The organism is Lysobacter sp. GCM10012299 (assembly GCF_042649405.1).
Classification (GTDB): Bacteria; Pseudomonadota; Gammaproteobacteria; order Xanthomonadales; family Xanthomonadaceae; genus Lysobacter_J.
The window spans coordinates 421,174-448,109 of sequence record NZ_JBHRZC010000004.1 but is presented as its reverse complement, the minus strand read 5'-3'; the positions used below and the strand labels follow the sequence as shown (position 1 = coordinate 448,109).

28 protein-coding genes are annotated in these 26,936 nt (G+C 68.1%); 24 read left to right on the top strand and 4 right to left on the bottom strand.

From position 1 onward, the window contains the following. Nucleotide 1 precedes the first annotated feature (1 nt). Nucleotides 2–577, bottom strand: a complete 576-nt coding sequence (locus ACFOPO_RS13155; RefSeq protein WP_386703885.1) for a Maf family protein — start codon at nucleotides 575–577, stop codon at nucleotides 2–4. 31 nt (nucleotides 578–608) lie between these two features. After that, nucleotides 609–968 (bottom strand): hypothetical protein, encoded by a 360-nt coding sequence (locus tag ACFOPO_RS13150; RefSeq protein ID WP_386703655.1) that lies wholly within the window; start codon nucleotides 966–968, stop codon nucleotides 609–611. Nucleotides 969–1,119: 151 nt separating this feature from the next. Between ACFOPO_RS13150 and ACFOPO_RS13145 the strand changes: the two genes are divergently transcribed. From ACFOPO_RS13145 to ACFOPO_RS13085, 13 genes are all read left to right on the top strand, one after another. Further along, nucleotides 1,120–1,638, top strand: a complete 519-nt coding sequence (locus tag ACFOPO_RS13145; protein ID WP_386703883.1) for a YceD family protein — start codon at nucleotides 1,120–1,122, stop codon at nucleotides 1,636–1,638. Nucleotides 1,639–1,657: 19 nt separating this feature from the next. After that, nucleotides 1,658–1,852 (top strand): 50S ribosomal protein L32, encoded by a 195-nt coding sequence (gene rpmF / locus ACFOPO_RS13140; RefSeq protein WP_115842959.1) that lies wholly within the window; start codon nucleotides 1,658–1,660, stop codon nucleotides 1,850–1,852. Between the two features lie 172 nt (nucleotides 1,853–2,024). Then, nucleotides 2,025–3,005: a beta-ketoacyl-ACP synthase III gene (locus tag ACFOPO_RS13135; RefSeq protein ID WP_386703654.1), complete on the top strand. Its 981-nt coding sequence runs from the start codon at nucleotides 2,025–2,027 to the stop codon at nucleotides 3,003–3,005. Nucleotides 3,006–3,174: 169 nt separating this feature from the next. Beyond that, nucleotides 3,175–4,137 carry an ACP S-malonyltransferase gene (gene fabD / locus ACFOPO_RS13130; protein ID WP_386703653.1) on the top strand — a complete coding sequence of 321 codons (963 nt, stop codon included), beginning with the start codon at nucleotides 3,175–3,177 and terminating at the stop codon, nucleotides 4,135–4,137. Continuing rightward, complete coding sequence (gene fabG, locus ACFOPO_RS13125) at nucleotides 4,134–4,880, top strand: 3-oxoacyl-ACP reductase FabG (RefSeq protein ID WP_386703652.1); 747 nt, start codon at nucleotides 4,134–4,136, stop codon at nucleotides 4,878–4,880. The genes fabD and fabG overlap by 4 nt, the downstream gene beginning before the upstream one ends. A gap of 142 nt (nucleotides 4,881–5,022) precedes the next feature. Continuing rightward, complete coding sequence (gene acpP, locus ACFOPO_RS13120) at nucleotides 5,023–5,262, top strand: acyl carrier protein (protein WP_031373652.1); 240 nt, start codon at nucleotides 5,023–5,025, stop codon at nucleotides 5,260–5,262. Nucleotides 5,263–5,389: 127 nt separating this feature from the next. Further along, nucleotides 5,390–6,643 (top strand): beta-ketoacyl-ACP synthase II, encoded by a 1,254-nt coding sequence (fabF, locus tag ACFOPO_RS13115; protein WP_386703651.1) that lies wholly within the window; start codon nucleotides 5,390–5,392, stop codon nucleotides 6,641–6,643. Nucleotides 6,644–6,755: 112 nt separating this feature from the next. After that, the gene (locus tag ACFOPO_RS13110; RefSeq protein WP_386703650.1) at nucleotides 6,756–8,126 is read left to right on the top strand and encodes an aminodeoxychorismate synthase component I; all 1,371 of its coding nucleotides are present in this window, start codon (nucleotides 6,756–6,758) and stop codon (nucleotides 8,124–8,126) included. Beyond that, entirely contained in the window at nucleotides 8,123–8,944 is an 822-nt protein-coding gene (gene pabC, locus ACFOPO_RS13105) for an aminodeoxychorismate lyase (RefSeq protein WP_386703649.1), read from the top strand. The genes ACFOPO_RS13110 and pabC overlap by 4 nt, the downstream gene beginning before the upstream one ends. Further along, on the top strand, nucleotides 8,941–9,999 hold the full coding sequence (gene mltG, locus ACFOPO_RS13100; protein WP_386703648.1) for an endolytic transglycosylase MltG: 1,059 nt from the start codon (nucleotides 8,941–8,943) through the stop codon (nucleotides 9,997–9,999). The genes pabC and mltG overlap by 4 nt, the downstream gene beginning before the upstream one ends. Further along, entirely contained in the window at nucleotides 9,996–10,649 is a 654-nt protein-coding gene (tmk, locus tag ACFOPO_RS13095; RefSeq protein ID WP_386703647.1) for a dTMP kinase, read from the top strand. Before mltG ends, tmk begins: the two co-directional genes overlap by 4 nt. After that, the gene (locus ACFOPO_RS13090) at nucleotides 10,646–11,611 is read left to right on the top strand and encodes a DNA polymerase III subunit delta' (protein ID WP_386703646.1); all 966 of its coding nucleotides are present in this window, start codon (nucleotides 10,646–10,648) and stop codon (nucleotides 11,609–11,611) included. Before tmk ends, ACFOPO_RS13090 begins: the two co-directional genes overlap by 4 nt. Next, the gene (locus ACFOPO_RS13085; protein WP_386703645.1) at nucleotides 11,611–11,976 is read left to right on the top strand and encodes a PilZ domain-containing protein; all 366 of its coding nucleotides are present in this window, start codon (nucleotides 11,611–11,613) and stop codon (nucleotides 11,974–11,976) included. Before ACFOPO_RS13090 ends, ACFOPO_RS13085 begins: the two co-directional genes overlap by 1 nt. Nucleotides 11,977–12,073: 97 nt before the next feature. Here the strand turns inward: ACFOPO_RS13085 and ACFOPO_RS13080 are convergent, their stop codons facing one another. Then, entirely contained in the window at nucleotides 12,074–14,128 is a 2,055-nt protein-coding gene (locus tag ACFOPO_RS13080; RefSeq protein WP_386703644.1) for a 3-hydroxyacyl-CoA dehydrogenase NAD-binding domain-containing protein, read from the bottom strand. Nucleotides 14,129–14,392: 264 nt separating this feature from the next. On the opposite strand from ACFOPO_RS13080, the gene rpoE reads away from it, so the two are divergent. From rpoE to recO, 9 genes are all read left to right on the top strand, one after another. Next, nucleotides 14,393–15,013: an RNA polymerase sigma factor RpoE gene (rpoE, locus tag ACFOPO_RS13075; protein ID WP_386703643.1), complete on the top strand. Its 621-nt coding sequence runs from the start codon at nucleotides 14,393–14,395 to the stop codon at nucleotides 15,011–15,013. Further along, a complete protein-coding gene (locus ACFOPO_RS13070; RefSeq protein WP_386703642.1) occupies nucleotides 15,010–15,942 on the top strand; it encodes a sigma-E factor negative regulatory protein in 933 nt (310 codons plus the stop codon). The genes rpoE and ACFOPO_RS13070 overlap by 4 nt, the downstream gene beginning before the upstream one ends. A gap of 87 nt (nucleotides 15,943–16,029) precedes the next feature. Continuing rightward, nucleotides 16,030–17,556 (top strand): DegQ family serine endoprotease, encoded by a 1,527-nt coding sequence (locus ACFOPO_RS13065; RefSeq protein WP_386703641.1) that lies wholly within the window; start codon nucleotides 16,030–16,032, stop codon nucleotides 17,554–17,556. 155 nt (nucleotides 17,557–17,711) lie between these two features. Then, nucleotides 17,712–19,505, top strand: a complete 1,794-nt coding sequence (gene lepA, locus ACFOPO_RS13060) for a translation elongation factor 4 (RefSeq protein WP_386703640.1) — start codon at nucleotides 17,712–17,714, stop codon at nucleotides 19,503–19,505. A 213-nt stretch (nucleotides 19,506–19,718) separates the two neighbouring features. Continuing rightward, complete coding sequence (lepB, locus tag ACFOPO_RS13055; protein ID WP_386703639.1) at nucleotides 19,719–20,504, top strand: signal peptidase I; 786 nt, start codon at nucleotides 19,719–19,721, stop codon at nucleotides 20,502–20,504. A 100-nt stretch (nucleotides 20,505–20,604) separates the two neighbouring features. Beyond that, nucleotides 20,605–20,985, top strand: a complete 381-nt coding sequence (locus tag ACFOPO_RS13050; protein WP_386703638.1) for a DUF4845 domain-containing protein — start codon at nucleotides 20,605–20,607, stop codon at nucleotides 20,983–20,985. Next, complete coding sequence (gene rnc, locus ACFOPO_RS13045; protein ID WP_386703637.1) at nucleotides 20,978–21,640, top strand: ribonuclease III; 663 nt, start codon at nucleotides 20,978–20,980, stop codon at nucleotides 21,638–21,640. The genes ACFOPO_RS13050 and rnc overlap by 8 nt, the downstream gene beginning before the upstream one ends. A gap of 99 nt (nucleotides 21,641–21,739) precedes the next feature. Then, complete coding sequence (gene era / locus ACFOPO_RS13040; protein WP_386703636.1) at nucleotides 21,740–22,636, top strand: GTPase Era; 897 nt, start codon at nucleotides 21,740–21,742, stop codon at nucleotides 22,634–22,636. A gap of 12 nt (nucleotides 22,637–22,648) precedes the next feature. Then, complete coding sequence (recO, locus tag ACFOPO_RS13035; protein ID WP_386703635.1) at nucleotides 22,649–23,410, top strand: DNA repair protein RecO; 762 nt, start codon at nucleotides 22,649–22,651, stop codon at nucleotides 23,408–23,410. Between the two features lie 26 nt (nucleotides 23,411–23,436). On the opposite strand, the gene ACFOPO_RS13030 is transcribed toward recO, so the two are convergent. After that, nucleotides 23,437–24,165 carry a response regulator gene (locus tag ACFOPO_RS13030; RefSeq protein WP_386703634.1) on the bottom strand — a complete coding sequence of 243 codons (729 nt, stop codon included), beginning with the start codon at nucleotides 24,163–24,165 and terminating at the stop codon, nucleotides 23,437–23,439. A 33-nt stretch (nucleotides 24,166–24,198) separates the two neighbouring features. Here ACFOPO_RS13030 and ACFOPO_RS13025 point away from each other — a divergent pair, with 33 nt between their 5' ends. Further along, nucleotides 24,199–26,235, top strand: a complete 2,037-nt coding sequence (locus ACFOPO_RS13025) for a hypothetical protein (RefSeq protein ID WP_386703633.1) — start codon at nucleotides 24,199–24,201, stop codon at nucleotides 26,233–26,235. Nucleotides 26,236–26,265: 30 nt separating this feature from the next. After that, nucleotides 26,266–26,892, top strand: coding sequence for a DUF1318 domain-containing protein (locus ACFOPO_RS13020; RefSeq protein ID WP_386703632.1), 627 nt, complete (start codon nucleotides 26,266–26,268; stop codon nucleotides 26,890–26,892). Nucleotides 26,893–26,936: the final 44 nt, after the last annotated feature.

Below are 26,936 nucleotides of genomic sequence, written 5' to 3'. Positions count from 1 at the left end.
CTCAGGGCAGTTCGAAGCCGGCCTGGCGCAGCAGCCGCGCCGTCGCGATCAGCGGCAGGCCGACCAGTGCGGTCGGGTCGCGGCTGTCTATGGCCTCGAACAGGCTGATGCCCAGGCCCTCCGACTTGAAGCTGCCGGCGCAGTCGAAGGGCTGCTCGGCATCGACATAACGTTCGATCTGGGCGAGCTCCAGGGCGCGGAATTCCACGACGGTCAGGTCGAGGGCCTGCAGCGGCGCCTGGCCGGCCTGAATGAGGCACACGCCGGTGTGGAACTGGACGCGCTGTCCGGACATGCCGGCGAGCTGTGCGATCGCAGCCTGGCGCCCGCCGGGCTTGCCCAGGGGGCGGCCATCGAACTCGGCGACCTGGTCGGAGCCGATGACCCAGGCGCCCGGGTGCAGCGCGGCCACGGCGGCGGCCTTGGCCTGGGCCAGGCGGCGGGCGAGGGCGGCCGGCACTTCCCCCGGCAGCGGCGTCTCGTCGCTGTCCGGTCGTGCGGTCTCGAACGGCAGGCGCAGGCGCGACAGCAGCTCGCGCCGGTAGACGGAGGTCGAGGCGAGGATCAGCGCGGGAATGGGGGGCGCCGCGGCCACGTGATGCGCAGGTTCAGGCAATCGGCGCGCGGGCGCGGGCAATCAGGGATAATTGCTGGTCGATCCGGTCGCGGGCGGCATCGATGGAGCTGCGAACCTCGGCCAGCTGGCTGAGGCTGGCGTCGCGGCCGTGGTCACGCAGCCACAGGCGCTGGCGCAGCATCTCGCGCATGGCGTCGCCGACCGGGTCGTTGCCGCCGTTGCCGGCGACCGCCTCGATCTCGGCGCGGGCCAGCCGCAGGCGCTCCTCGAGGGCATCGGCGGCGTCCAGGACCTCGCGTACGGCGCGATCGCGGCGCCCGGGTCGGTACCAGGCAAACGACAGTGCCGCGATCGCCAGGGTGGACAGGAGCAGGAGCAGGACGATGGTCACGGGCGCGGTCGACTGGGACGGAATGGATCCAGTTTGAGGCCGGGGCGGCGCCTCCCGCAATCGCCGCCGACGAGCGGGGCAGGTCAGTGCTTGCCGGCGCGCCGGTTCAGGTTTGACAGGGGAAGTCGCGATCTCTAACATTCCGCAGCTTATGTCAGCCGACCTGCCCGGGATTCTTGATGCATGGCGCATGGTGGCGACACGGCGCGGCCTGGAAGGCCGTGTGCCGTTGTCATCGCTGACGCGGCTGCGGAACAGTCTGGTCGACACCGAGGGTGAGGTTCGCTTTGCGCTCGAGTTCGATACCGACGCGCTGCGGGTGCCCTATGTCGAACTGCGAATCGATGCCGAGCTGCCGCTGACCTGTCAGCGCAGCCTGCAGCGGTTCCTGTACCCGGTGAACATCGTGCAGCGCCTGGGCCTGATCCGTGATGAAGCGGACGAGGCGGCGTTGCCGGAAGGATACGAGCCGTTGCTGGTGCCGGAAGATGGCCAGCTGCGGACCGTCGAGCTGGTCGAGGACGAGTTGATCCTCGCCGTTCCTGTCGTGCCGATAATGCCCGGCACGGAGGCGGTGGAGCGCGACTGGCCGGCGACCGAGCAGGCCGAAGAGCCGGAGCGCGTGAATCCGTTCGCGGCGCTGTCGGCATTGAAGAAACAATCGAACTGAGTTTTTTTGGAGCAAGACCATGGCTGTCCAGAAGTCCCGCGTTTCCCCGTCCAAGCGTGGCATGCGCCGTTCGCACGATGCGCTGTCCGCAAAGCAGCTGGCGACCGACCCGACCACGGGCGAGACCCACCTGCGTCACCACGTCACCGCTGACGGCTACTACCGCGGCAAGAAGGTGATCGACACCAAGTCCAAGGTTGCCGACGAAGAGTAAGCTCTTCGCTCACCGTCGCGCCGCGCGCAGCCCTGACCGGACTCGCGCGGCCGCCGCACAGCCTGGACTGTCGGAACCGTAAAGGTTCAGCGCGCTCAGCGGCCATCGCGGCGGTGTATTTCCGTCGGCTTGGCTGGCGGAGTCCCGACAACGGCTGTGCAGCGGAGTGGCGATGACGCAACAGATTTATTCCCGCATCGCGGGAACCGGCAGCTACCTTCCCGAGAAGGTGCTGACCAACGACGACCTGGCCAAGTTCATCGACACGAGCGATGAATGGATTGCCGCGCGCACGGGCATCCGTGAGCGTCATGTCGCCGCCGAAGGCGAATTCACCAGCGACCTGGCCTACCACGCGTCCGTTCGCGCGCTGGAAGCGGCCGGTGTCGATGCCAAGGATCTCGACCTGATCGTGGTCGGTACGACCACGCCGGACCTGATTTTCCCCTCGACCGCCTGCCTGCTCCAGCACCGCATCGGTGCCGGCGGCTGCGCGGCGTTCGACGTCAACGCCGCCTGCTCGGGCTTCATCTACGCGCTGACGGTGGCCGACAAGTTCATCCGCTCCGGCGCGGCGAAGAACGTCCTCGTCGTCGGTGCCGAAACCCTGACCCGCATGCTCGACTGGAGCGATCGCTCCACCTGCGTGCTGTTCGGTGACGGCGCCGGCGCGGTCGTGCTCAAGGCCGATACCGAAACGGGCATCCTCAGCACCCACATGCACGCCGATGGCGGCAAGAAGGAGCTGTTGTGGAACCCGGTGGGCGTTTCGGTCGGCTTCAAGCCGGACGAGCCCAACGCCGGCGTCAAGGTGCTGATGACCGGCAACGAAGTCTTCAAGCACGCGGTCAAGGCGCTGGACTCGGTGGTCGAGGAAACGCTCGAGGCCAATGGCCTGGATCGCCACGACATCGACTGGCTGATTCCGCACCAGGCCAACCTGCGCATCATCGAAGCCACGGCCAAGCGCCTGGACATGCCGATGGACCGCGTCATCGTCACCGTCGACAAGCACGGCAACACCTCGTCGGGTTCGGTGCCGCTGGCGCTGGACGAGGCGGTGCGCTCCGGTCGCGTCCAGCGCGGCCAGCTGGTGCTGCTGGAGGCCTTCGGTGGCGGCTTCACCTGGGGCTCGGCGCTGCTGCGCTACTGAGGCGCCCTCGCGCTTCACGATCGACGCCTCCGCTGGCAACAGCGGGGGCGTTTTCGTTTGCGCGGACTTCGGTGGGCGCCTGCCGGCAAGGGCTTCAGTACAGGCCCGTACAGACGTACTAGAGCAAACACTCGTATCATGCGCACTCAATTTCGCAAGGCCTTCACGCGTGACCGTATCCCCCCATACCGATTCGACCCTGGCGTTCGTGTTCCCGGGCCAGGGCTCGCAGTCGCTCGGCATGCTGGCCGAACTGGGCGAACTGCATCCGATCATCCGCGAGACGTTCGCTGAAGCCAGCGACGGCGCCGGTGTCGACCTCTGGGCGCTCAGCCAGGGTGGCCCGGAAGAGATGCTCAACCGCACCGAGTACACGCAGCCGGCGCTTCTGGCCGCTGGCGCGGCGGTGTGGCGCTTGTGGCAGCAGCGTGGCGGCGCCGTGCCGGCGCTGCTTTCCGGCCATAGCCTGGGTGAGTACACCGCCCTGGTCGCCGCCGGTGCGCTCTCGCTCAAGGACGCCGCGCACCTGGTGCGGTTGCGTGGCCAGCTCATGCAGGAAGCCGCGCCGGCGGGCACCGGTGCGATGGCCGCCGTGCTCGGTGCCGAGGATGCGCTCGTGCAGGAAGTCTGCGAGAGCGTCTCGGGCACGAGCGTGGTGGTTCCGGCCAATTACAACTCGCCTGGCCAGATCGTCATCGGCGGCCACGCCGACGCCGTCGACAAGGCGATGGCCGTGCTCGGCGAGCGCGGCGTGCGCAAGATGGTCAAGCTCGCCGTCAGCGTTCCTTCGCACACGCCGCTGATGCGCGAAGCCGCCAACCGCCTGGCCGAAGCCATGGCCGGCATGGCATGGCACGTGCCGAAGTTGCCGGTGGTGCAGAACGTCGACGCAGGGATCCACGAAAGTGTGGATGCCGTCCGCGAAGCGCTCGTCCGCCAGCTTTATCTGCCGGTACAGTGGACCGGCTGCGTGCAGGCGCTGGCTGCGAAGGGCGTCACCCGTGTCGCCGAATGCGGTCCGGGCAAGGTCCTTGCGGGCCTGGTCAAGCGCATCGACAAATCGCTCGACGGACGCGCCATCGGCACGCCCGGCGAGTTTGAAACCGCAATCGAAGAATGGAAAAAGGCATGAGCGAGAAACTGCTGACCGGTGAGGTCGCACTGGTAACCGGCGCCAGCCGTGGCATCGGTGCCGCCATCGCCGACGAACTGGCCGCGCAGGGCGCGACCGTCATCGGCACCGCCACCTCCGAGGCCGGCGCCAAGGCGATCGGCGAGCGCCTGGCCGCGCACGGCGGCCACGGCCGCGTGCTCGACGTCAGTGACGCCGCCTCGATCGACACGCTGATCGACGGCATCGCCAAGGAGTTCGGCGCGATCTCGATCCTGGTCAACAACGCCGGCATCACCCGCGACAACCTGCTGATGCGGATGAAGGACGAGGACTGGCAAGCCATCCTCGACACCAACCTCACCAGCGTCTTCCGCACCAGCAAGGCGGTGATGCGCGCGATGATGAAGGCGCGCAAGGGCCGCATCATCAACATCGCCTCGGTGATCGGCGTGACCGGCAATGCCGGCCAGGCCAACTACGCCGCGGCCAAGGCCGGCATCATCGCCTTCAGCAAGTCGATGGCCCGGGAAATCGGCAGCCGTGGCATCACCGTCAATGTCGTGGCCCCCGGGTTCATCGACACCGACATGACCAAGGCATTGCCCGAAGACGCCAAGAGCGCGATGCTGGGGCAGATCGCCCTCGGGCGCTTCGGCGAGCCGGCCGACATCGCCCGCGCGGTGGCGTTCCTGGCCGGCCCGTCGGCGGCCTACATCACCGGCGAGACCCTGCACGTCAACGGTGGCATGTACATGCCGTGAAGCCTTGCCGCCAAGGCAATGCTTGCGTTTGTAACCATTTGAAGCAAAAGGGCTTTCGCGTATCCTCGCGGGCGCCTGCGATTCCACCAATGTTCCATTAGACTATTCCGTCGAATATCCCGTCCGGGAGGAGTGAGTACCCATGAGCAGCATCGAAGAGCGCGTCAAGAAAATCGTGGTCGAACAGCTGGGCGTCAAGGAAGAAGAAGTCACCAACAACGCTTCGTTCGTCGACGACCTCGGCGCGGACTCGCTCGACACCGTCGAGCTGGTGATGGCGCTCGAAGAAGAGTTCGAGTGCGAGATTCCGGACGAAGAAGCCGAGAAGATCACCTCGGTGCAGCAGGCCATCGACTACGTGAAGGCTCACGTCAAGTCGTAAGCGCAGCCCGATGGATGCGGGGCCTCGGCCGACCGCTTCCCGCAAAACCAGACCGGGGCCGCATTGCGGCCCCGTGTCTTATGAGCCGGCCCATGCGCTGGCGTAGTGTTCGTAGACGGAGTGTTTCATGTCCAATCGCCCGGGCTTCAATCGTCGCGTCGTGGTCACCGGCCTCGGCATCGTTTCGCCGCTTGGCAACGACCTCGCCAGCAGCTGGGACGGCATCGTCAACGGCCGCTCCGGCATCGGCCCGATCACCCATTTCGACGCGTCTGCCTTCACCACGCGCATTGCCGGTGAAGTACGCAACTTCGACGTCACCCAGTGGGTGAGCCCGAAGGATGCGAAGAAGATGGAGGAGTTCATCCACTACGGTGTCGCCGCCTCGATGATGGCGATCCAGGACGCCGGCATCACCGTCGACGAGTCCAACGCCGAGCGCATCGGCGCGCTGATCGGCTCGGGCATCGGCGGCCTGCTCGGCATCGAAGAGCAGACGATCAAGTACCACGAAGGCGGCCCGCGCAAGGTCTCGCCGTTCTACGTGCCCAGCACGATCATCAACATGCTGCCTGGCCAGGTCTCGCTGCTGACCGGCATCAAGGGCCCCAATTTCTCGGCCGTTTCGGCCTGCGCCACCGCCAACCATTCGATCGGCATGGCGATGCGCATGATCCAGTACGGCGACGCCGACGTGATGGTCGCCGGTGGCGCCGAGCGCGGTTCCTCGCCGACGTCGGTCGCCGGCTTCTGCTCGATGAAGGCGATGTCCACGCGCAATGACGACCCGACCCGTGCGTCGCGTCCGTGGGACAAGGACCGCGACGGCTTCGTCCTCGGCGACGGCGCCGGCATCCTGATCCTGGAAGAGTACGAGCGCGCCAAGGCACGCGGCGCGCGCATCTACTGCGAGCTGTCCGGCTTCGGTGCCAGCTCCGACGCCTTCCACATGACCGCCCCGAGCGAGAACGGTGAAGGCCCGGCCCGCTGCATGGTCGCCGCACTGAAGGACGCTGGCGTCAACGCGGACGAAGTCGGTTACCTCAACGCGCACGGCACGTCGACGCCGCTGGGTGACCTGGCCGAAACGCTGGCGATCAAGCGCGCGCTGGGCGAGCACGCCTACAAGACGATGGTCAGCTCGACCAAGTCGATGACCGGCCACCTGCTCGGTGCCGCCGGTGGCGTCGAGGCGATCTTCTCGGTGCTGGCACTGCACCACGGCATCATCCCGCCGACCATCAACCTGGACGTAGCGGGCGAGGGCTGCGACCTGGACTACGTGCCCAACGTGGCCCGCCAGGCGCAGATCGACGTCGCGGTCTCCAATGGCTTCGGTTTCGGCGGCACCAACGGCACGCTGGTGTTCAAGCGGATCTGAGCGTCCTCGACAACCGGTTGCCCGACGATCCCCGCTCTGGCGGGGATCGTTGTTTCCGGCGCCAGCGCGGAGAACAAGGCGCGGTCGCCCCGAAACGCGGTCTAATACGCGGATGCTGCTGACCCGCTCCCTGCCTGCCTCCTTCGACCTGCTTTCGCTGCAGCGTCTGGCACCCGACCGCTACCCCCTTCTGCTGGAATCCAGCGCCCACGGCACCGCCCAGGGCCGCTGGGACCTGCTGCTGGTGGCCAGCGGTGACTCGTTGCGCCTGCATGCCGACGGCAGCACGCGGGATTCCGGCGGTGCCGTGCTCGAAGGCGATTTCTTCGCCGCGCTCGACACGCAATGGCAGTCGCTGCGAGTGGCCCGCGACGAGCCGCGATGGCCGTTCCGCGGCGGCTGGGCCCTGTACTTCGGTTACGAGGCTGCGGCCCAGGTCGAGCCGGTGCTGAAGCTGCCGCGCGCCGAGGGCCAGTTACCGGTGGCGCTGGCACTGCGTTGCCCGGCGGCGGTCCTGCGCGATCACACCAGCGGCGAATGCGTGCTGGTCACTGAAGTGGGCCACGACGCGCTGGTCAACGCCGTGCTGGCTGACATCGAGGCGCTCGCCCGACTTCCGTCCGTCGTGTCGTGGCAGCCACCGTCCGCGCTGGAGGAAGACGCGCCGGAGCGCTTCACCGATGGCGTGCGTCGCGTGCTCGACTACCTCGCCGCAGGCGACGTGTTCCAGGCCAATCTCTCGCGCGGCTGGGTGGCGCGTTTCGATCAACCACTACTACCTGCGGCGCTGTTCGAACGGCTGCGGCAGAACAACCCGGCGCCCTTCGCGGGTGTTTTCGCCGGTGCGGACTGGGCCGTGGTCAGTGCTTCGCCGGAGCGGCTGGTGTCGGTGCGCGGCGACCTGGTCGAAACGCGGCCGATCGCCGGCACGCGTCCGCGCTTCGCCGGCGATGACGACGCCGCGCGCATCCAGGAACTGGTCGGCCATCCCAAGGAGCGCGCCGAGCACGTGATGCTGATCGACCTCGAGCGCAACGACCTCGGGCGCGTCTGCACGCCGGGCAGCGTCGAGGTCGACGAACTGATGACGGTGGAGAGCTATGCCCATGTCCACCACATCGTCAGCAATGTGCGCGGTCGCCTGCGCCAGGAGGCAACGCCGGGGCAGGTGATCCGCGCGGTGTTTCCAGGCGGCACGATCACGGGCTGCCCGAAGGTCCGCTGCATGCAGGTCATCGCCGAGCTCGAAGGCGTCGGCCGCGGCGCGTACACCGGCGCGATGGGCTGGCTCAACCGCGACGGCGACCTCGACCTCAACATCCTGATCCGCAGCGCCGAGCTGGAGCCCGCCGCGGCCGGCGGTTCGACGCTGCGCTTCCGCACTGGCGCCGGCATCGTTGCCGACTCCGATCCGCAGCGCGAACTCGACGAAACCCGGGCCAAGGCGCGCGGCATGCTGCGTGCCCTGGGAGTGGCGGGATGAGTGAGACGGTGGTGCGCTACTTCGTCGGCGACCGGCCGGCGCCGGCGCTGCCGGATCTCGACCGTGGCCTGGCCTATGGCGATGGCCTGTTCGAGACGGTGCGCGCGCACCGCGGGCGCATGCACTGGTGGCCTGGCCACTGGCAGCGCCTGCAGCGTGGCGCGGCGATGCTGCGCATGGCCCTCCCCGACGAGGACAGGGTGTTGGCCGAGGCAACGCAATTGCTCGATGGCCGCGATGCCGTGCTGAAGCTGATCGTGACCCGGGGCAGTGGCGGACGCGGCTATTCGCCGGCCGATGCCAGCGTTCCCGACTGGACGCTTTCGTCGCATGCGTTGCCGTCTTCGCCCGCTGGCGGCCTCCACCTGCGCTGGTGCGACACGCGCCTGGCGTTGCAGCCGGCACTGGCGGGAATCAAGCATTGCAACCGCCTCGAGCAGGTGCTCGCGCGCGGCGAGTGGAACGATCCGGCGATCCACGACGGTCTGCTGTGCAGCAGCGAGGGGGACGTGGTTTGCGCCACCGCTGCCAATGTCTTCGTCCTTCGCGACGGCGCCTGGCTGACGCCACGGGTGGATCGCTGCGGCGTCGCCGGGGTATGCCGGGCGTGGGCCTTGCAGGCGCTGCCGGCCCGCGAGGCGCGCCTGGCTGTGACCGATGTCGAAGCCGCCGACGCGGTTTTCCTGTGCAATGGCGTGCGCGGTATCCTGCCGGTGGCGCGGCTCGGCGCCCGCACTTGGCAACCGCATCCGCAGGTGGTCGCGCTGCAGCACCGCCTGGCCGCCGAGCATCCCGCTTTCGCCACGGAGGTTTCGTGAGTCGTAGATCGTCTGGGCGTATTTCCGCCGGCTTCCTGCTGTTGCTGCTGCTGATCGCCGCCGGCGCCGGATTCTGGCTGTGGCAGCGCTATACCGGTTTCGCCGATGCGCCGATGTCGGGCCTGGCGCCAGGCGAGACGGTGATGGTCGAGCGTGGCGATTCGCTGCCCATCGTGGTGCGCAAGCTGCGCGATGCCGGCGTGCGCGAAGGCGACCTGCTGGAATGGCGCGCGCTGGCCAAGCAACTCGGCGCCGCCGGCAAGCTGCAGGTGGGCGAGTATGCAATCGAGCCCGGCACGTCTCCGCGTGAGTTGCTGGTGGCGATGCGCGAGGGCCGGGTGATCCGCCACCGTTTCACCATCGTCGAAGGCTGGAACATCCGCGAGCTGCGTGCAGCACTGGCCAAGGCCAAGCCGCTCACCCTGGAAACCGGCAAGCTCGACAACGCCGCATTGATGAAGGCGGTGGGCGCGCCGGGCCAGCACCCGGAGGGCCGCTTCCTGCCCGAGACCTACCTGTACACGCGCGGCGACAGCGACCTGGACGTGCTCAAGCGCGCGCATGCGGCGATGGACAAGGCGCTTGATGCCGCCTGGCAGCAGCGCAGTGCCGATAACGTGCTGAAGACGCCCGACGAGATGCTGGTGCTGGCATCGATCGTCGAGAAGGAAACCGGCATTGCATCCGAGCGGCCGCAGATCGCCGGGCTGTTCTCGCGCCGGCTCAAGCTCGGCATGCGCCTGGAAACCGACCCGACGGTGATCTACGGCATCGGCAGCACTTACGACGGCAACATCCGCAAGAGCGACCTGCGTGCGGACAATCCGTACAACACCTACCTGATCGCCGGACTGCCACCTACACCTATCGCGATGCCGGGCATCGGCGCGCTGGAGGCGGTCGCCAAACCCGCCGACGGCGATGCGCTGTTCTTCGTGGCCGTCGGCGACGGCAGCGGTCGTCACCTGTTCGCGCGCACCTATGCCGAGCACCAGGCCAACGTCCGTGCCTACTTGAAGAATTACCGCGCGGCGCAATCCGGGAAAGCGCAATGACGAACCACGGCACGCCCCTGCAGCGCCAGCCCCGCTTCATCACCCTCGAAGGCGGCGAAGGTGCCGGCAAGTCGACGGTGCTGGCGGCGCTGCGCGAAGTGCTGCAGGCCACCGGCGACGAGGTGGTGAGCACGCGCGAACCCGGTGGCACGCCGCTGGCCGAGCAGATCCGTGGCCTCCTGCTGGACACCCACCACGAAGCACCCACCACCGATACCGAACTGTTGCTGGTGTTCGCCGCGCGTGCCCAGCACGTGCGCGAGACCATCGCGCCGGCGCTCGCGCGCGGCGCCTGGGTCATCAGCGACCGCTTCACCGATGCCAGCTATGCCTACCAGGGTTCGGCGCGCGGCGGCGACGTGCAGTTCATCGCCGAACTGGAGCGGCGCGTCGTCGGCATCGCGCCGGCCCTGACGCTGCTGCTGGACGTGCCGGTGGCGATCGGCCTGCAGCGTGCGCGCGGGCGCGGCGCCAGCGATCGCATCGAAGGCGAGCGCGAGGATTTCTTCGAGCGTGTGCGCAGTGGTTACCTGGCCCGCGCGTCGGCGCAGCCGGAGCGTTTTCGCGTGATCGACGCCACGCTGCCTGCGGACGTGGTCGCCGCGCAGGCGGTCGCGCACCTTCGCGCCTTCATCGAGGCATCGCCATGAGCGCCTTCGCACCCTGGCAGCAACGCGTGTACGACCAGGCCGTGGCGGCGCAGGCCAGCGGACGGCTGGCGCACGGCCTGCTGTTCTGTGGGCCAGCACAACTGGGCAAGCGCGCCGTGGCCGAGCGCCTCGCGCAGCGACTGCTGTGCCAGCAGCCAGGGACCGACGGCGAACCGTGCGGCAGCTGCCGCAGCTGCCACCTGCTCGCGGCAGGCACGCACCCCGACTACCAGTTCGTGTCGTTCATTCCGAACAAGGAAGGCACGCGGCTGCGCACCGAGATCGTCATCGAGCAGATCCGCCAGATATCGGAAAAGCTGTCGTTGACGCCGCAGTACGGCGGTGCGCAGGTGGTCATCATCGATCCGGCCGAGGCGGTGAACCACGCCGCCTGCAATGCCCTGCTCAAGACGCTGGAAGAGCCGGTGCCGGGCCGTTACCTGTGGTTGCTCAGCGCGCACCCGGCACGCTTGCCGGCGACCATCCGCAGCCGCTGCCAGCGCTACGAGTTCCGCCTGCCGCAGGCCGCCGAATCGCTGACCTGGCTGAAGCAGCAGGGGCATTCCGAAGCGGCCGCGCGCGAGGGGCTCGAAGCGGCCCGCGGCCATCCCGGACTGGCCCACGAATGGTTGGGCAACGACGGCCTGGCGTTGCGCCGGGAGGTTGCCAGCGACATGGCCAAGCTCGCGCGCGGCGACGTCGGCGCGGTCGAGACCGCGCAGCGATGGGTCGGCGACGAGAACGCCGGGCTGCGCCTGCGCCACGCCGCCGACCTGGCACTTTCCGATGCCGCCGGCTTGACCGGCCCGGAGCGAACGCGCAGTCTGGCCGCGTGGTTCGATCAGGCGAACCGGACCCGCGATCTGCTGCGCACCACGGTGCGGGCGGACCTGGCAGTCACCGAATTGTTGTTGGCCTGGCGCGCCCTCCATGGGCGGCGGGCGGAAGGGGGGAGCAGGTAATGAGCGGCATGAATACTGCAGGCGGCGCGCGCCAGGGCATCCTGTCCTGCGCGATCAAGGACAAGGCGCAGTTGTACAGCGCGTACATGCCGTTCCTGAAGGGCGGCGGTGTCTTCGTGGCCACGCCCAAGCGTTACTTCCTCGGCGACGAGGTGTTCCTGCTGCTGACGCTGCCGGAGTCGAACGAGCGCCTGCCGGTCGCCGGCAAGGTGGTCTGGGTGACGCCGGTGGGTGCGCAGGGCAATCGCCCGGCGGGCATCGGCGTGCAGTTCGCCGACAGCGCCGAAGGCGAAGCGGTGCGCGGCAAGATCGAAGCCCTGCTGGCCGGTTCGCTCAACGCCGAGCGCGCAACCCACACGATGTAACCGTCGTCCCGGCGAACGCCGGGACCCATCTTGACCTTGCCGCTATTCCGTCATCCCCGCGCAGGCGGGGATGCATGGACGTCGCCCTGCGCGTCAATCAACCGCGCAGCGCACCACTGTCCCAACCCGGGCGCGGCGCAAACCGATCGCCGTAACGCGCATGCAACTGCTGCAGTCGCGTCAGCAGCGCGTCTGCGCCGGTTTCGCGGATGTACTGGATCGGGCCGCCACGGAACGGTGCAAAACCGGTACCGAAGATCACGCCGGCATCGAGCAGGTCGGCATCGCTGACCACGCCGTCGTGCAGGCAGGCGACCGCTTCGTTGAGCAGCGGCAGGATCAGCCGGTCTTCCAGGTCCGAAGGCATCTGGTAGTCCTTGGGCAGGGCCGGCTTGATCGCCTTGCCGTTCTCCCACTTGTACAGGCCCTGGCCATCCTTCTTGCCGCGCTTTCCCTGCTGCGGCGGCGTCGCCAGGGCTGCCGGAATCGGCAAGCCCAGGAACGGTGCCAGCTCGCCACCCACGCCGGACGCGACGTCGAGGCCGACGGTGTCGATCAATTCGATCGGACCCATCGGCATGCCGAACTTCACCGCGGCCTTGTCGATTGCCGCACCCGGGATGCCCTCGGAGTAGGCCGTCGCCGCTTCGAGCATGTACGGGAACAGCACGCGGTTGACCAGGAAGCCCGGCGTTCCCGCCACCGGCACCGGCAGCTTGTCGATCGCCTTGCAGAATGCCGCCAGGCGCTGCTGCGTCTGCGGTGCGACGCGGTCGTGGTGGATGATTTCCACCAGCGGCATCAACGCCACCGGGTTGAAGTAGTGCAGGCCGGCGAAGTGGGCGGGGCGACCGATGTGCTCGCGCAGTTCGGTCAGCGGAATCGACGAGGTGTTGGTGGTCAGCAGCGCGTCGAACTTCATGCGCGGCTCGAGTTCGGCGTAGAGGTCACGCTTGGCTTCGGCCTTCTCGATGATCGCCTCGATCACCAGGTCGGCATTGCCGACGCCTTCGCCGGCCAGGTCGCCCTTCAGGCGCGCGGCCACGTCCATGCGCTTGGCTTCGTCCTTCACCTTCTTCTCGAACAGCGCCTGCGCACGCGTCAGCGCGCCATCGATGAAGCGCTGCTCGCGGTCCTGCAGGGTGACGTTGAAACCCTTGTAGGCGGACCATGCGGCGATGTCGCCACCCATCACGCCGGCGCCGACGACATGGACATTGCTGATGCCGTGCTCCTTGCCGCCCTGGCCCTTGAGCCGCTCCTGCAGGAAGAACACGCGGATCAGGTTGCGCGCGGTCGGCGTCGAAGCCAGCTTCACCACCGACTTGCGTTCGGCCGACAGCAGGTTCTGGATGCCGCCTCCGCTGTTGGCCCAGGTGTTGATCAGCGCGTACGGCGCCGGGTAGTGCTCCTTGCGCGCCTTGCGTGCGACCTGCTTGGTCAGCATCGGTGCGAGCAGCTTGCGCGCGGGCAGGGTGTTGGTCGCCCATGCCAGTGCCCTTTGCTTGAACGGACGCTGGCTGCCGCGCAATGCATACGCTGCGGCAACGTCGATCAGGCTGGACGCATCGGTGACCTTGTCGACCAGGCCGTTGGCGCGCGCGGCCGACGCCGACAGCGTGCGTCCGGTCAGCATCATGTCGAACGCGGCGGGCGCACCGATCAGGCGCGGCAGGCGCACGCTGCCACCCCAGCCCGGGTAGATGCCGAGCTTCACTTCCGGCAGGCCGATGCGGGTCGACGGATCGTTGCTGGCGACGCGGTAGCGGCAGGCCAGCGCGATCTCGGTGCCGCCGCCCATGCAGAAGCCGTGGATCGCCGCGACGGTCGGGCAGGGCAGTTCGGCCAGGCGCTGGAAGGTCTGCTGGCCGCGACGGATCGCATCGCCAACCGTGCCCTTGGCGTCGAAGGTCTGGAATTCCTTGATGTCGGCGCCGGCGATGAAGCCCGAAGCCTTGGCCGAGCGCAGCACCAGGCCCTTGGGCGGATCCATTGCCAGGCGCTCGATCAGCGTGTCCAGTTCGATCAGGACGTCCTGGGCAAAGGTATTGACCGGCGCGCCGGCGCGGTCGAACGACAGCACCAGCACGCCATCGGCACGCAGCTCGGTCTGCCAGTGCTGGAAGCGAAGACCGTCAAGGCCAGCAATCATTCGGCACCATTCGTTCAGGTATGGATAGACCGCTATCATCCCGAGGATGTTTCCCCGGCGTCAAATCGGAGTGTCCCGGTTGCCTCGCTGATTCGGCGTGAGGTGATCGTTGCCGGTGGCCGCCGCAGGTTGCAGGTCGCCCCTGACCCTTGGCGCTTGCGGCCCGGAGGGCCCGACCCCATTAATGATCGTGATTGAACTTTCCCCCGACAGGGTTGTCCCATTGTTCGGCCATGGCCGAGCCCACAGGAGTGCCGGCGCGGTATGGCCGAATTAGCGTTGCCCAAAGATGTGGAGTTGGACCAGGAGCTGGTCGAGCGTGTCCAGCGCGGCGACAGTGCGGCCTTCGATGCGCTGGTGCGCAAGTACCAGCATCGGATCACCGCACTGATCGGGCGCTACATCCCCGACTGGAGCGAATGCCAGGACGTGGCCCAGGAAACTTTCATACGCGCCTACCGGGCGCTGCCGAACTTCCGGGGCGATGCCCAGTTCTATACGTGGTTGCACCGGATCGCCGTGAACACTGCAAAGAATTACCTGGTTGCACAGAACCGCAGGCCTCCGACCGACGACATCGACGCCGGCGATGCCGAACAGTTCGACACGGGCACGCGCCTGCGCGACACCGACACGCCGGAACATGAACTGCTGCGGCAGGAAATTGAACGCACGCTCATGCGCGTGGTCGAAACCCTGCCGGAAGAATTGCGGACTGCCATCACCATGCGCGAGGTGGACGGTCTGAGCTATGACGAAATCGCGCAGAAGATGGGTTGTCCCATCGGCACCGTCCGTTCGCGCATCTTCCGTGCGCGCGAAGCGATCGATGCCGAACTTCGACCCCTGCTCGACAACGACTCTGCGGAAGCTTCGAAGCGATGAATACGCCAGCCACTCCAGCCACTGACGAACGTGAAAATCTCTGCGCGCTGTTCGACGGCGAACTGCAGGGCGACGCTGCCCGCTTCGCGCTGAAGCGGCTCGGACACGACGCGCAATGGCGCCAGGCCTGCGGCCGCTGGCAACTGTATGGCGACGTGATGCGTGGCCAGGCCACTGCCATCGCGAGCAGCAGCTTCGCAGACCGTGTCGCGCAGGCGATTGCGCAGGAGCCTGCACTGGCGCCGGTCGCCCCGGCCGCAACTGCGGTCAGTTCACGCCGTTCCGGGCGCAGCGCGGCTGCCAGCCGGCGCGGCTGGATTGGCGGTGCACTTGCGGCCTCGGTGGCCGTTGCCGCCCTGTTCGTGACCCGGCCGTTCTCCAGCGAAACGGCACCGGCTGCAACAGATGGCGCTACCACGCAGGTGGCTGCCGCAACCGTGCCGGACGCGCCTTCACCGGCCGTGCCTTCGCCCGTCATTCCCGCCGCGCCTGAGGCACCCGACCACCAGGCCGGCCTGGGCGCCGCCGCGGTGGCAGCGGTGGAAGTGCCGCGCCGCGCGGCCGAGCGCCGCTCCACGCGCAGCCAGAGCCAGCGCGCCGCATTGCGTGCCAGCCGCCAGTCGACTCCCGCCACGGCGGTGGCGACCGCCGCGCCGGCATCGGTATCCGCCATTGCGTCGACAGCGGCGATTGCCTCCACCGGCACCGAGTCCGTCGCGCCCAAACCGTTCCAGCCGCAGCACCCAGAAGCCACCGCCAGGCCGTGGCCGCGCGCGGTGCTTCCGCAGTACTCCGGCAATTCCGGAATCACGGCCAGTTATGGCACCGGCACGTCCTCGCCTTCGTTCTATCCGTTCGAGCCGAGCATGGCGCCGGCGGCCGACCAGTCAGGCGTGACCGACAACGACTCGGCCGGCCCGCGCAACTGACGCCGGCCAGGTTTCTCCGGCGCCGTCGCTGACGGCGCCCCCACCCGCAACCCCCGTGCAATCCGATCTCTCCCGAGGCCGAATTCGATGAACCGTCCGCTTCGTTCCCTGGTCCTTGTCACCGCCATCGCCGCTTCGCTGCCGGTCGCCTGCACCGCGCAGCCGCCGGCCACGCCGATCGCGCCGCCCCCGGCCGCGACGCCGGCCGCGCCGCTGGTGAGCGGACTGCCGGACTTCACCAACCTGGTCCAGCGGGTCGGGCCGGCCGTGGTCAACATCCAGGCGGAAGCCGCGCCGCAGCGCAATGTGCGCGGCGCGCCGGACGACGAGCAGATCCCCGAGATCTTCCGCCGCTTCTTCGGCGACGACATGCCATTCCCCGGTGGTCCGGGTGGTCCCGGCGGCCCGCGCGGCCCCCGCGGCGGCGGCACCTCGATGGGCAGCGGCTTCCTGATTTCGGCCGACGGCTACGTGATGACCAACCACCATGTCGTCGAAGGCGCCGACACGGTCACGGTCAAGTTGTCGGATCGCCGCGAGTTCACCGCCAAGGTGATCGGCAGCGACGAGCAGTCCGACGTCGCGCTGCTCAAGATCGCCGCCAAGGACCTGCCGTTCCTGCGCATGGCCAATGCCAACTCGACCAGGGCCGGGCAGTGGGTGATCGCGATCGGTTCGCCGTTCGGCCTGGATCATTCGGTCACCGCCGGCATCGTCAGCGCGGTCGGGCGCAGCAATCCGTACGCCAACCAGCGCTACGTGCCCTTCATCCAGACCGACGTGGCGATCAACCAGGGCAACTCCGGTGGCCCGCTGCTCAATACCAGCGGTGAAGTGGTCGGCATCAATTCGCAGATCTTCAGCAACTCCGGCGGCTACATGGGCGTGAGCTTCGCCATCCCGATCGATGTCGCGATGGGCGCGGCCGAGCAGTTGCGCGCGACCGGCAAGGTCAGCCGTGGCCAGCTCGGCGTGCAGGTGCAGCAGATCACCAGCGAGTCGGCCAAGGGCCTGGGCCTGCCCGACAGCCGCGGCGCCCTCATCGCCGACGTGCTGCCCGGCAGCCCCGCCGAGAAGGCCGGCATCCAGCGCGGCGATGTGATCCGCGCCGTCGATGGCCGCGAGATCAACGAATCCAGCGACCTGCCGCCGATCATCGGTTCGATGGCGCCCGGCACCAAGGCCAAGGTCAGCGTGTTCCGCAACGGTCGCAACGTCGACCTGTCGGTCGTGGTCAACGAACTCGACGCCACGGTGGCCGGCGACTCCGCTGCGCCGCGACCGTCCGCCGGTGGCAGCGAGTCGCGTCCGTCCGCTGGCAACGCACTGGGGCTGGTGGGCCAGGACCTGAGCAACGGCGATCGCCAGCGCCTGGGACTGCGCGGCAACGAGGGCGTGCTGGTGCGCAACCCCGGCGATGCCGCGGCCGAGGCCGGCCTGCGCCCGGGTGACGTGGTGCTGTCGGTGGGGCGCAATTCGGTCGCCAGTGCCTCGGCGCTGGACCGCGAGCTGGCTTCGGTCAAGCCTGGCCAGACGGTGATGCTGCTGGTGCGCCGCCAGGGCGGCACCCAGTTCATCGCGGTCACCGCTGACGACACCGCCAAGGCGGGCTGAGCCCGGTCGCCCGGTGCCCGCCCGATGCGGCCCAGCGTGCCTGCCCGTCCGGCTGGCGCGCGGGGCGCTTCTGGGGGTGGGGCCGGTGCGAGCGGGGCGTATGCGATAATCGCGCGTTGATTTTCCAGGAACCGGCTAGCCTCGCGCGGCCCCGCATGCAGCAGATCAGAAACTTTTCCATCATTGCCCACGTCGACCACGGCAAATCGACCCTGGCCGACCGCATCATCCAGCTCTGTGGCGGCCTCGAGGCCCGCGAGATGGAAGCGCAGGTCCTGGACTCCAATCCGATCGAGCGCGAGCGCGGCATCACCATCAAGGCGCAGTCCGTGTCCCTGCCGTACAAGGCCAAGGACGGGCTGACCTATTTCCTGAACTTCATCGACACCCCCGGCCACGTCGACTTCAGCTACGAAGTCAGCCGCTCGCTGGCCGCCTGCGAAGGCGCGCTGCTGGTGGTCGATGCCGCCCAGGGCGTGGAAGCGCAGTCGGTCGCCAACTGCTACACCGCGGTGGAGCAGGGCCTGGAAGTGGTGCCGGTGCTCAACAAGATCGACCTGCCCACGGCCGACATCGAGCGCGCGAAGGCCGAGATCGAGGCGGTGATCGGCATCGACGCCGAGGACGCCGTCGCGATCAGCGCCAAGACCGGCCTGAACGTCGTCGACGTGCTCGAGGCGATCGTCCACCGCATCCCGCCGCCGAAGCCGCGCGACACCGACAAGCTGCAGGCGCTGATCATCGACTCGTGGTTCGACAACTACCTGGGCGTGGTCTCGCTGGTGCGCGTGATGCAGGGCGAGATCAAGCCCGGCGACAAGCTGCTGGTCATGTCGACCGGCCGCACCCACCAGGTCGACAAGGTCGGCGTGTTCACCCCCAAGCGCAAGGACCTGCCCAAGCTGGGCGCCGGCGAAGTGGGCTGGATCCATGCCGCGATCAAGGACGTGCACGGCGCGCCGGTCGGCGACACGCTGACCTCGGCGGCCGACCCGGCGTCCAAGCCGCTGCCGGGCTTCCAGGAAATGCAGCCGCGCGTGTTCGCCGGCCTGTTCCCGGTTGATGCCGAGGACTATCCGGACCTGCGCGAAGCGCTCGACAAGCTGCGCCTCAACGACGCCGCGCTGCGCTTCGAGCCGGAAAGCTCCGAGGCGATGGGCTTCGGTTTCCGCTGCGGCTTCCTCGGCATGCTGCACATGGAAATCGTGCAGGAGCGCCTGGAGCGCGAGTACAACCTCAACCTCATCAGCACCGCGCCGACGGTGGTCTACGAGGTGCTCAAGACCGACGGCTCGATCGTGTCGATGGACAACCCGGCCAAGCTGCCGCCGGTGAACATGATCGAAGAGGTCCGCGAGCCGATCATCCGCGCCAACATCCTCACGCCGCCGGACTACGTCGGCAACGTGATCACGCTGTGCGAAGAGAAGCGCGGCGTGCAGATCGGCATCCAGTACATGGGTGGCCAGGTGCAGATCAGCTACGAGCTGCCGATGGCCGAAGTCGTGCTCGACTTCTTCGACCGGCTCAAGTCGGTCAGCCGCGGCTACGCCTCTCTGGACTACCACTTCCTGCGTTTCCAGGCCGGTCCGTTCGTGCGCGTGGACACGCTGATCAACGGTGACAAGGTCGACGCGCTGTCGATCATCACCCACCGCAGCCACGCCGACCGTCGCGGTCGCGACCTGTGCGAGCGGATGAAGGAGCTGATTCCGCGGCAGATGTTCGACGTTGCCATCCAGGCCGCCGTCGGCTCGCAGATCATCGCCCGCTCGACGGTCAAGGCCATGCGCAAGAACGTGCTGGCCAAGTGCTACGGCGGCGACATCAGCCGCAAGAAGAAGCTCCTCGAGAAGCAGAAAGAGGGCAAGAAGCGGATGAAGCAGGTCGGCCGCGTGGAGATCCCGCAGGAAGCCTTCCTCGCCGTGCTGCAGGTCGACAACAAGTAATGCCGGCGCTGTCCTCATCCAGGCAGGGCGTCGCGGCCGCCGGGCGGCTGCACGCAATCGGGCAATCGACCAGCCTCATGCCGCCCATGACGAACAGCAGATCCCTCGCTATGCTCGGGATGAGAGGTTGCCGGGGGGTAACCCCTCGCCAACCCACGCTTTTCCGTTCCTCCAATCCCGATACTCCATTCCCGGCTCTCCCGAGGAGCACGCATGCGTTGGTTTGAAATCATCCTCGTCGTCCTGACCCTGTTCTCCGGCCTGGTCTGGCTGCTCGACAAGCTGTGGCTGGCCAAGCGCCGTGCCGCGCGCCAGGGCCTGCTGGATGACGACAAGGAGCCGGTGGTCGTCGACTACTCCAAGGCGTTCTTCCCGGTGCTGGCGGTGGTGCTGATCCTGCGCAGCTTTGTCGCCGAACCTTTCCGCATCCCGTCCAACTCGATGATGCCGACGCTGCTGACGGGCGATTTCATCCTCGTCAACAAGTTCACCTACGGCCTGCGCCTGCCGATCAACAACCACAAGTTCGTTGCGCTGGGCGAACCGGCGCGCGGCGACGTGGTGGTGTTCCGCCCGCCGCACCACCCCGACCAGGACTGGATCAAGCGCGTCGTCGGCCTGCCCGGCGACCGCGTTGGCTACCACGACAACCAGGTGACCGTGAACGGGCAGGTGCTGAGCTATGCCCCCGTGGGCGTCTACCAGGGCGTCGGCAACGGCACCGAGATGACCGGGGCCGAAGAGCTGCGCGAGAACCTGCTCGGTCGCGAGCACAACGTCCTGGAACGGACCAACCTGCCGTTCCTCGACCAGGGCGAGGGCGACTGGACCGTGCCGCCGGGTCACTATTTCGTGATGGGCGACAACCGCGACAACAGCGAGGACAGCCGATACTGGGGCTTCCTGCCGGAGGAGAACCTGCGCGGCAAGGCGTTCCTGATCTGGATGAACTTCGACGGCGGCGTCGACCGTTCACGCATCGGCAGCAGGATCAAGTAATACTGCCCGCGCAGTACTGGCCAAGCACCACCGCCCGGGTCGTCGAAGGGGACTGCGACGACCCGGGGTGACAACACCAAAAAACCTGGGGATCGTTCAAATGAAGCGTACGCAGAGCGGCATGACCCTGATCGGGTTCGTCATCGTGCTGGCAGTGGCCGGCGTGTTCATCTACATGGGCATGAAGGTGATTCCGATGTACTCGGAGTACTTCGCGGTGAAGGAGGCACTCAAGGAGCTGTCGAAGGAAGCTGGCATCTCCCAGAAGGATCCGTCTTCGATCAAGGACCTGTTCTTCCGTCGCCTCTACATCAGCTACGCTGAGAACGTGAAGCCGGAAAACGTCAAGATCGCCCGCAAGGACGCCGGTTACACCATGTCGGTGGATTACGAAGTGCGTCGCCCGCTGATCGCCAACATCGACGTCGTCGGCCATTTCACGGCCGAACAGCTGCTCAGTCGCTCCGCGCTGGATGAGTGACCGGATTGGCCATCGCTTCACGGACCAGGGCCTGCTCGACCAGGCCCTGACCCATCGAAGTGCGGGTGCACCGCACAACGAGCGTCTGGAGTTCCTCGGCGACGCCCTGGTCAACCTGATCGTCGCCGAAGCGCTGTACACCCGCTGGCCGCGCGCCGACGAAGGCGCACTGACCCGCGCCCGGGCTGAACTTGTTCGCGAATCGGCCCTGGCGCCGATTGCCCGCGAACTCGAACTCGGCGCACGCCTGACCCTGGGCCCCGGCGAAATGAAGTCCGGCGGCCACCGTCGCGACTCGATCCTGGCCGATGCCCTGGAAGCGGTGATCGGCGCGATTTACCTCGACTCGGACTTCCAGGCCTGCCGGTCTGCCGTGCTGCCGTGGTTCGAGGGCGCGATCGCCGCCCTGCCACCGCCGCACAAGGTGGGCAAGGACGCCAAGACCCGCCTGCAGGAATGGTTGCAGGGACGGCAGAAGCCGTTGCCCGTCTACGCCCTGCTGAGCGAGAGCGGCGAGGACCATGCCAAGTCGTTCGTGGTTACCTGCACCCTGGTGCAGCCGCCGCTGACCACCCAGGGCGAGGCCGGCTCGCGCCGTGCCGCGGAGCAGATCGCGGCGGAAGTGGCGCTGGAGCGGTTGAAGATCGACGATTGAGGGTGGGGGCTGGCGCCTGGTGGTCCCCGGGTGCGCTGCGCTTACCCGGGCTACTCGATATGTTTGCCCTTGGCCTTCCGCAGGCCGACAATCTCACCAATGAACACCCCCACGCATCGCGCCGGCCACGTCGCCGTCATCGGCCGTCCCAACGTCGGCAAGTCCACCCTGGTCAACGCGCTGGTCGGCGCCAAGGTCAGCATCACCTCCAATCGCCCACAGACCACGCGCCACCAGCTGCTGGGCATCGCCACCTTTCCGGAAGGCCAGCTGCTGCTGGTCGACACCCCCGGCATCCACCGCGAACAGAAGCGTGCGATGAACCGCTGGATGAACCGCGCCGCGCGCGGTGCGCTGGAAGGCGTCGACACCGCACTGCTGGTGGTTCGCGCCGGACAGTGGGAGGACGACGACGCCCTGGCGTACGACGCCCTGAAGAATGCCGGCGTGCCGGTGGTGCTGGTCGTCAACCAGGTCGATCGGCTCAAGGACAAGGCCGCGCTGCTGCCGTACCTGGCCAAGGTCAGCGACGGTCGTGATTTCGCCGGCGTGCATCCGATCTCCGCGCTCAAGCGCAGCGGTCTGGAAGCACTGGTGAAAACGGTGCTGGCGCAACTGCCCGAGCAGGACGCGCCGTACGGCGAAGACGAAATCACCGACAAGAGCCAGCGTTTCCTTGCCGGCGAGATGGTGCGCGAGCAGCTCATGCGCCAGCTCGGCGAAGAACTCCCGTATGCCACCACCGTCGAGATCGAGAAGTTCGAGGTCGACGGCAACCTGCTGCGCATCGGCGCGGTGGTCTGGGTCGAGCGCGATGGCCAGAAGGCGATCGTGATCGGCAAGGGCGGCGAGCGCCTGCGCGAGATCGGTTCGCGCGCGCGCCTGCAGATGGAGCGCCTGTTCGGCAGCAAGGTGTTCCTGGAAACCTGGGTGCGCGTGCGCGAGGGCTGGTCCGACGATGAAGCTGCGCTGCGGGCGTTTGGCTATCACGACTGACCGATCCGGCCCGTGCGCCTGAGCAACGAGCCCGCATTCGTCCTGCACGCGCGGCCCTGGCGGGAGACCAGCTTGCTGGTCGAAGTGCTCAGCGCCAACCACGGCCGCATCGGACTGGTCGCACGCGGCGTGCAGGGGCCCAAGCGCCAGGTGCTGCGCGCGGCATTGCAACCGCTCCAGTCCATTCGCTTCGATGCGGTGCAGGTGGGCGAACTGGCGCGGTTGAACACGGCCGAGGCCATCGACGTCGCGCCGCGACTGGGCGGCGAAGCGATGCTGGCCGGCTTCTACCTCAACGAGCTGACGTTGCGCCTGGCGCCACGCCACGATCCCGCGCCGGACCTCTACGACGCCTATGCGCTTGCCCGCGCGCGCATTGGCGCCGGCGAGCCGCTGGGCTGGACGCTGCGCCGCTACGAGCGCGACCTGCTCGATGCGCTCGGCTTCGGCTTCGACTGGCACCACGATGGCGACGGCGCGCCGATCGACCCGGCTGCGCGCTATCGCCTCGATCCGGAGCACGGCGCACGGCGGCTGCTCAGCGATCGCGGCCACGGCGACAGAAGCAGTGCCGCGACCGGCCGCGCGCTGCTGTCGCTGGCCGATGACCAGCAACCGGACGCCGATGACCTGCAAGGCCTACGACGGGCGATGCGCGGCGTGCTCGCCCATCACCTGGGGTCGCGCGGACTGAAGTCGTGGGAGATGCTGGCCGAGCTGGGGCGCGTTACCGCCAGGCGTGATCCGCCGGACCCGGTGGAGTCGCCGTCCTGAGGTCATCAGCCCGGGCAGCCACGCCGCTACAGCGAATCGTGAGTTTCCCGCGCAGCCTGTTCGAATGCCTGCCGCAACGTCGCCGACGCCGGTTCGCGATGCAGCGCTTCCACTGCCGCCCCCAGCCTGAGCGCGCCGACGAAACCGCAGCTGGCGCGCAACCGGTGCAGGTCGGCGCGCATGGCATCGGCATCGCCGCGCGCAGCGGCATCGGTGATCGCCTGCAGTGACTTCGGAAGCTCCAGTGCGAACAGGCCGCGCAGCGTGTCGACGTGCGCGCGATTGCCGTTGAGCGCGCGCGCCGCCGCGTCGTAATCCCACAGCGGCAACGGGCCGTCTTCGGCCACCGCCAGCGTGGTCGATGCTGCGCCGGACAATCCCAGCATGCGTCGCACCGCGGCCTGGACCGTCGCAGCCGGCATCGGCTTGACCAGCACTTCGCCGAAGCCGGCCGCCAGCAGGGCATCGAGGATGGTCGACTCGTGCGCGGCGGTATGCGCGAGCGCGGGAGTGCCTGGATGTTTCTCGCGCAGCCGCGCCAGCAACTGGCTGCCGCTGCCGTCGGGCAGGCGCGCGTCGATCATCCACAACGCGTAGTCCTGCGAGGAGGCCAGGGCGATGGCCGCGGCGACGCTGTCGGCCGCATCGACCTCGGCCGGAACGGCGGCCAGGGCGGAACCGAGGAAGCTGCGGCTGATCGGGTCGTCCTCGACCAGAAGCACGCGCGGTGGGAGCGGCTGTGGGTGCGGCGTCATCGCCGTTTCGCGTCCTGTGGGTATGCTGCGCGGATGTCGCGAGCGATCTTACGCCTGCTGCTGGGCTGCCTGTTGACCGTGCCGTTGCTGGCCACGGGCATCGCGCACGCGCGCACGGCACAGGCACGCATCGCCCGGGTGGCGATGGCGGTCGCGACGATGAGCGACGTGCAGGTCCGGCTGGAGTGGCCGGCCGGGTCGCCGCAGGGCTTGCTGGAGTTGCGCGCGGGTCGGGTCGAAGCACCGGACCTGGGCTATCGCTACCGCAACCTCACCTGGCGCTGCCCGTTGTCGCGCGACCGTGACCGCTGGCGCTGCGAAGGCGACGTGAGAAGCGGCAACGGCCGGCCGCTGCGGCTGGCATTGGACCTCGACTCCGACCGTATCGATGCCCGGCTCGGTCAGGGCGGTGGAACGCTCGCACTGCAGCGCCTCAGCGCCACGCCGGACCTGACCCGCATCGACCTCACCCGCGTGCCCGTGGCCTGGGCCCAGGCACTGCTGGCACAGGCTTGGTCACAGGGGCGACTCAATGCCGGAACCGCCACGGGGCGACTCGATGTCATCGCGCCGGCGAAGGCGCCGCTGCACGTCAGCGGCCCGTTGCAGTTGCAGTCGATGGCCTTCGACACCGCCGACGGCACCATCGCCGGCGAGAACATCGGCGCGCAGGTCGACATCGATGCCGACATCGCCGCGACCACGCGGGTCGGCATCGAGGGCCAGCTGCATGGCGGCGAGATGCTGTTCGGCAATGCTTACCTGTCACTGCAAAAGCGCCACGTCGATCTGTCGGTGCAGGCAGTGCAAAACGCAGGCGAGGGCTGGCAACTGCCGCGACTGGCCTGGAACGATCCCGGCATCCTGCGCGTCGATGCCAGTGCCGCACTTGATCCGCAATTGAACCTGCGCACGCTGGACCTGCGCGCGCACAGCGGCAACCTGGCGCCGCTGCGCGACGGCTACCTCACCGGTTTCCTCGGCATGGCCGGGCTGGGCGAACTGCAGCTCGGCGGCGCGGCCGATGCCCGCCTGCGGATCGATCGTGGCGAGCTGCGCGAAGCCGACTTCACTGTTGCGTCGGCCACGATCGACGATCCGCGCGGGCGGTTCCGCTTCGATGGCCTGGAAGGCGACGTGCGTTTTTCATCCACCCGAACGCTGGAGAGCGAGTTGCGCTGGAGCGGCGGCGCGCTGCACGGTCTCGCCTTCGGTGCCGCAACCTTGCCGCTGCGCAGCGCCGACGGCGTGCTGCAGCTGCGCCAGCCGGTGTCGATGCCGCTGCTGGGCGGACGCGCCGGCTTCGACCACCTGCAGATCAAGCCGCCCTCGGCAGGCACCGGGCTGGAAATCCGTTTCGGCCTCGAGCTGGAGCAACTCGATGTCGCCCAGCTCTCGACGGCGCTGGGCTGGCCAGCGTTCACCGGCCAGTTGACCGGCCATATTCCGGAAGCGCGCTATGCCGACGACCGCCTCGACTTCGAAGGCGGCCTGGCGATGCAGCTGTTCGGCGGCACGGTGCAGGTGTCGTCGCTGGCGATGGAGCGCCCGTTCGGTGTCGCGCCGACCCTGTCGTCCGACATCGCCTTCGACGACATCGACCTGGAATCGCTGACCGGCGTGCTTGGCTTCGGCGCGATCACCGGCAAGCTCGACGGCCGCATCGCCGACCTGCGACTGGTCGACTGGCAGCCGGTGGCATTCACCTCCTACCTGCAGACCGACGCCGCGGCCGCCAAGGCCGCCGGCGTGCGCCAGCGCGTCAGCCAGCGCGCGGTGCAGGACCTGTCGAGCGTCAGTGATGCCTCGTTCGTCAGTGGCCTGCAGGCGCAGCTGATCGGCTTTTTCGACGACTTCGGCTATCGCCAGATCGGCATCGCCTGTCGGCTGGTCGACGAGGTCTGCGAAATGGAGGGGCTGGGTTCAGCCGGCCCGGGATTTATTATCGTCGAAGGTTCCGGCCTGCCGCGCTTGAGCGTGGTCGGTTTCAACCGTCGCGTCGATTGGCCGACGTTGCTCGAGCGCCTGGTTGCGGCCAGCAGCGGCGACGTCAAACCGGTCTTCGAGTAAGGTTAGCCCACGCTCAAAAGGAGAACAGACATGCGCCGTTGGATGGGGGTACCGGTCGCCGCCGTGATGTTGACGGCCTGCGTCACGATCAACGTCTACTTCCCGGCTGCCGAAGCCAAGGAAGCGGCGAAGGAGTTCGTCGAGAAGGTCATCGGCGACGAGGCGCAGCAGCCGCAGCCCAAGCCGCAGGACAAGCCCGGTGGGCAGAGTGCATCGCTGCCTTCGCACCGGTCCGATGCGCTGGCACTGCGCATCGACTGGCTGTCGGTGGTCGGCATCGGCACGGCCCAGGCGCAGGACCAGCCGGACATCAACATCAAGACACCGGCGATCCAGGCGATCCAGTCGCGCATGGCCTCGCGCTTCGACAGCCAGCTGCGCGCGCATTTCGAATCCGGCGCGCTCGGCTTCGCCAACGACGGCACGATCAGCGTCCGTGATGCGTCCAAGATCGCGCTGCCCGATCGCGTCGCCGTGAACCAGGCCGTCGCCGAGCAGGGCCGCGACGCCAAGGCCGTCTACCGCGAGATCGCGGTGGCCAACAACCATCCCGAGTGGGAGCAGCAGATCCGCGCGGTGTTCGCGCGCCAGTGGATGGACAGCGCCCGCCCGGGCTGGTGGGTGCAGGACGCCGGCGGCGGCTGGAAGCAGAAGTAAGGGGCGAAGGGGCAGGGCCGCGCTATCTGCGACAATAGCCGGCC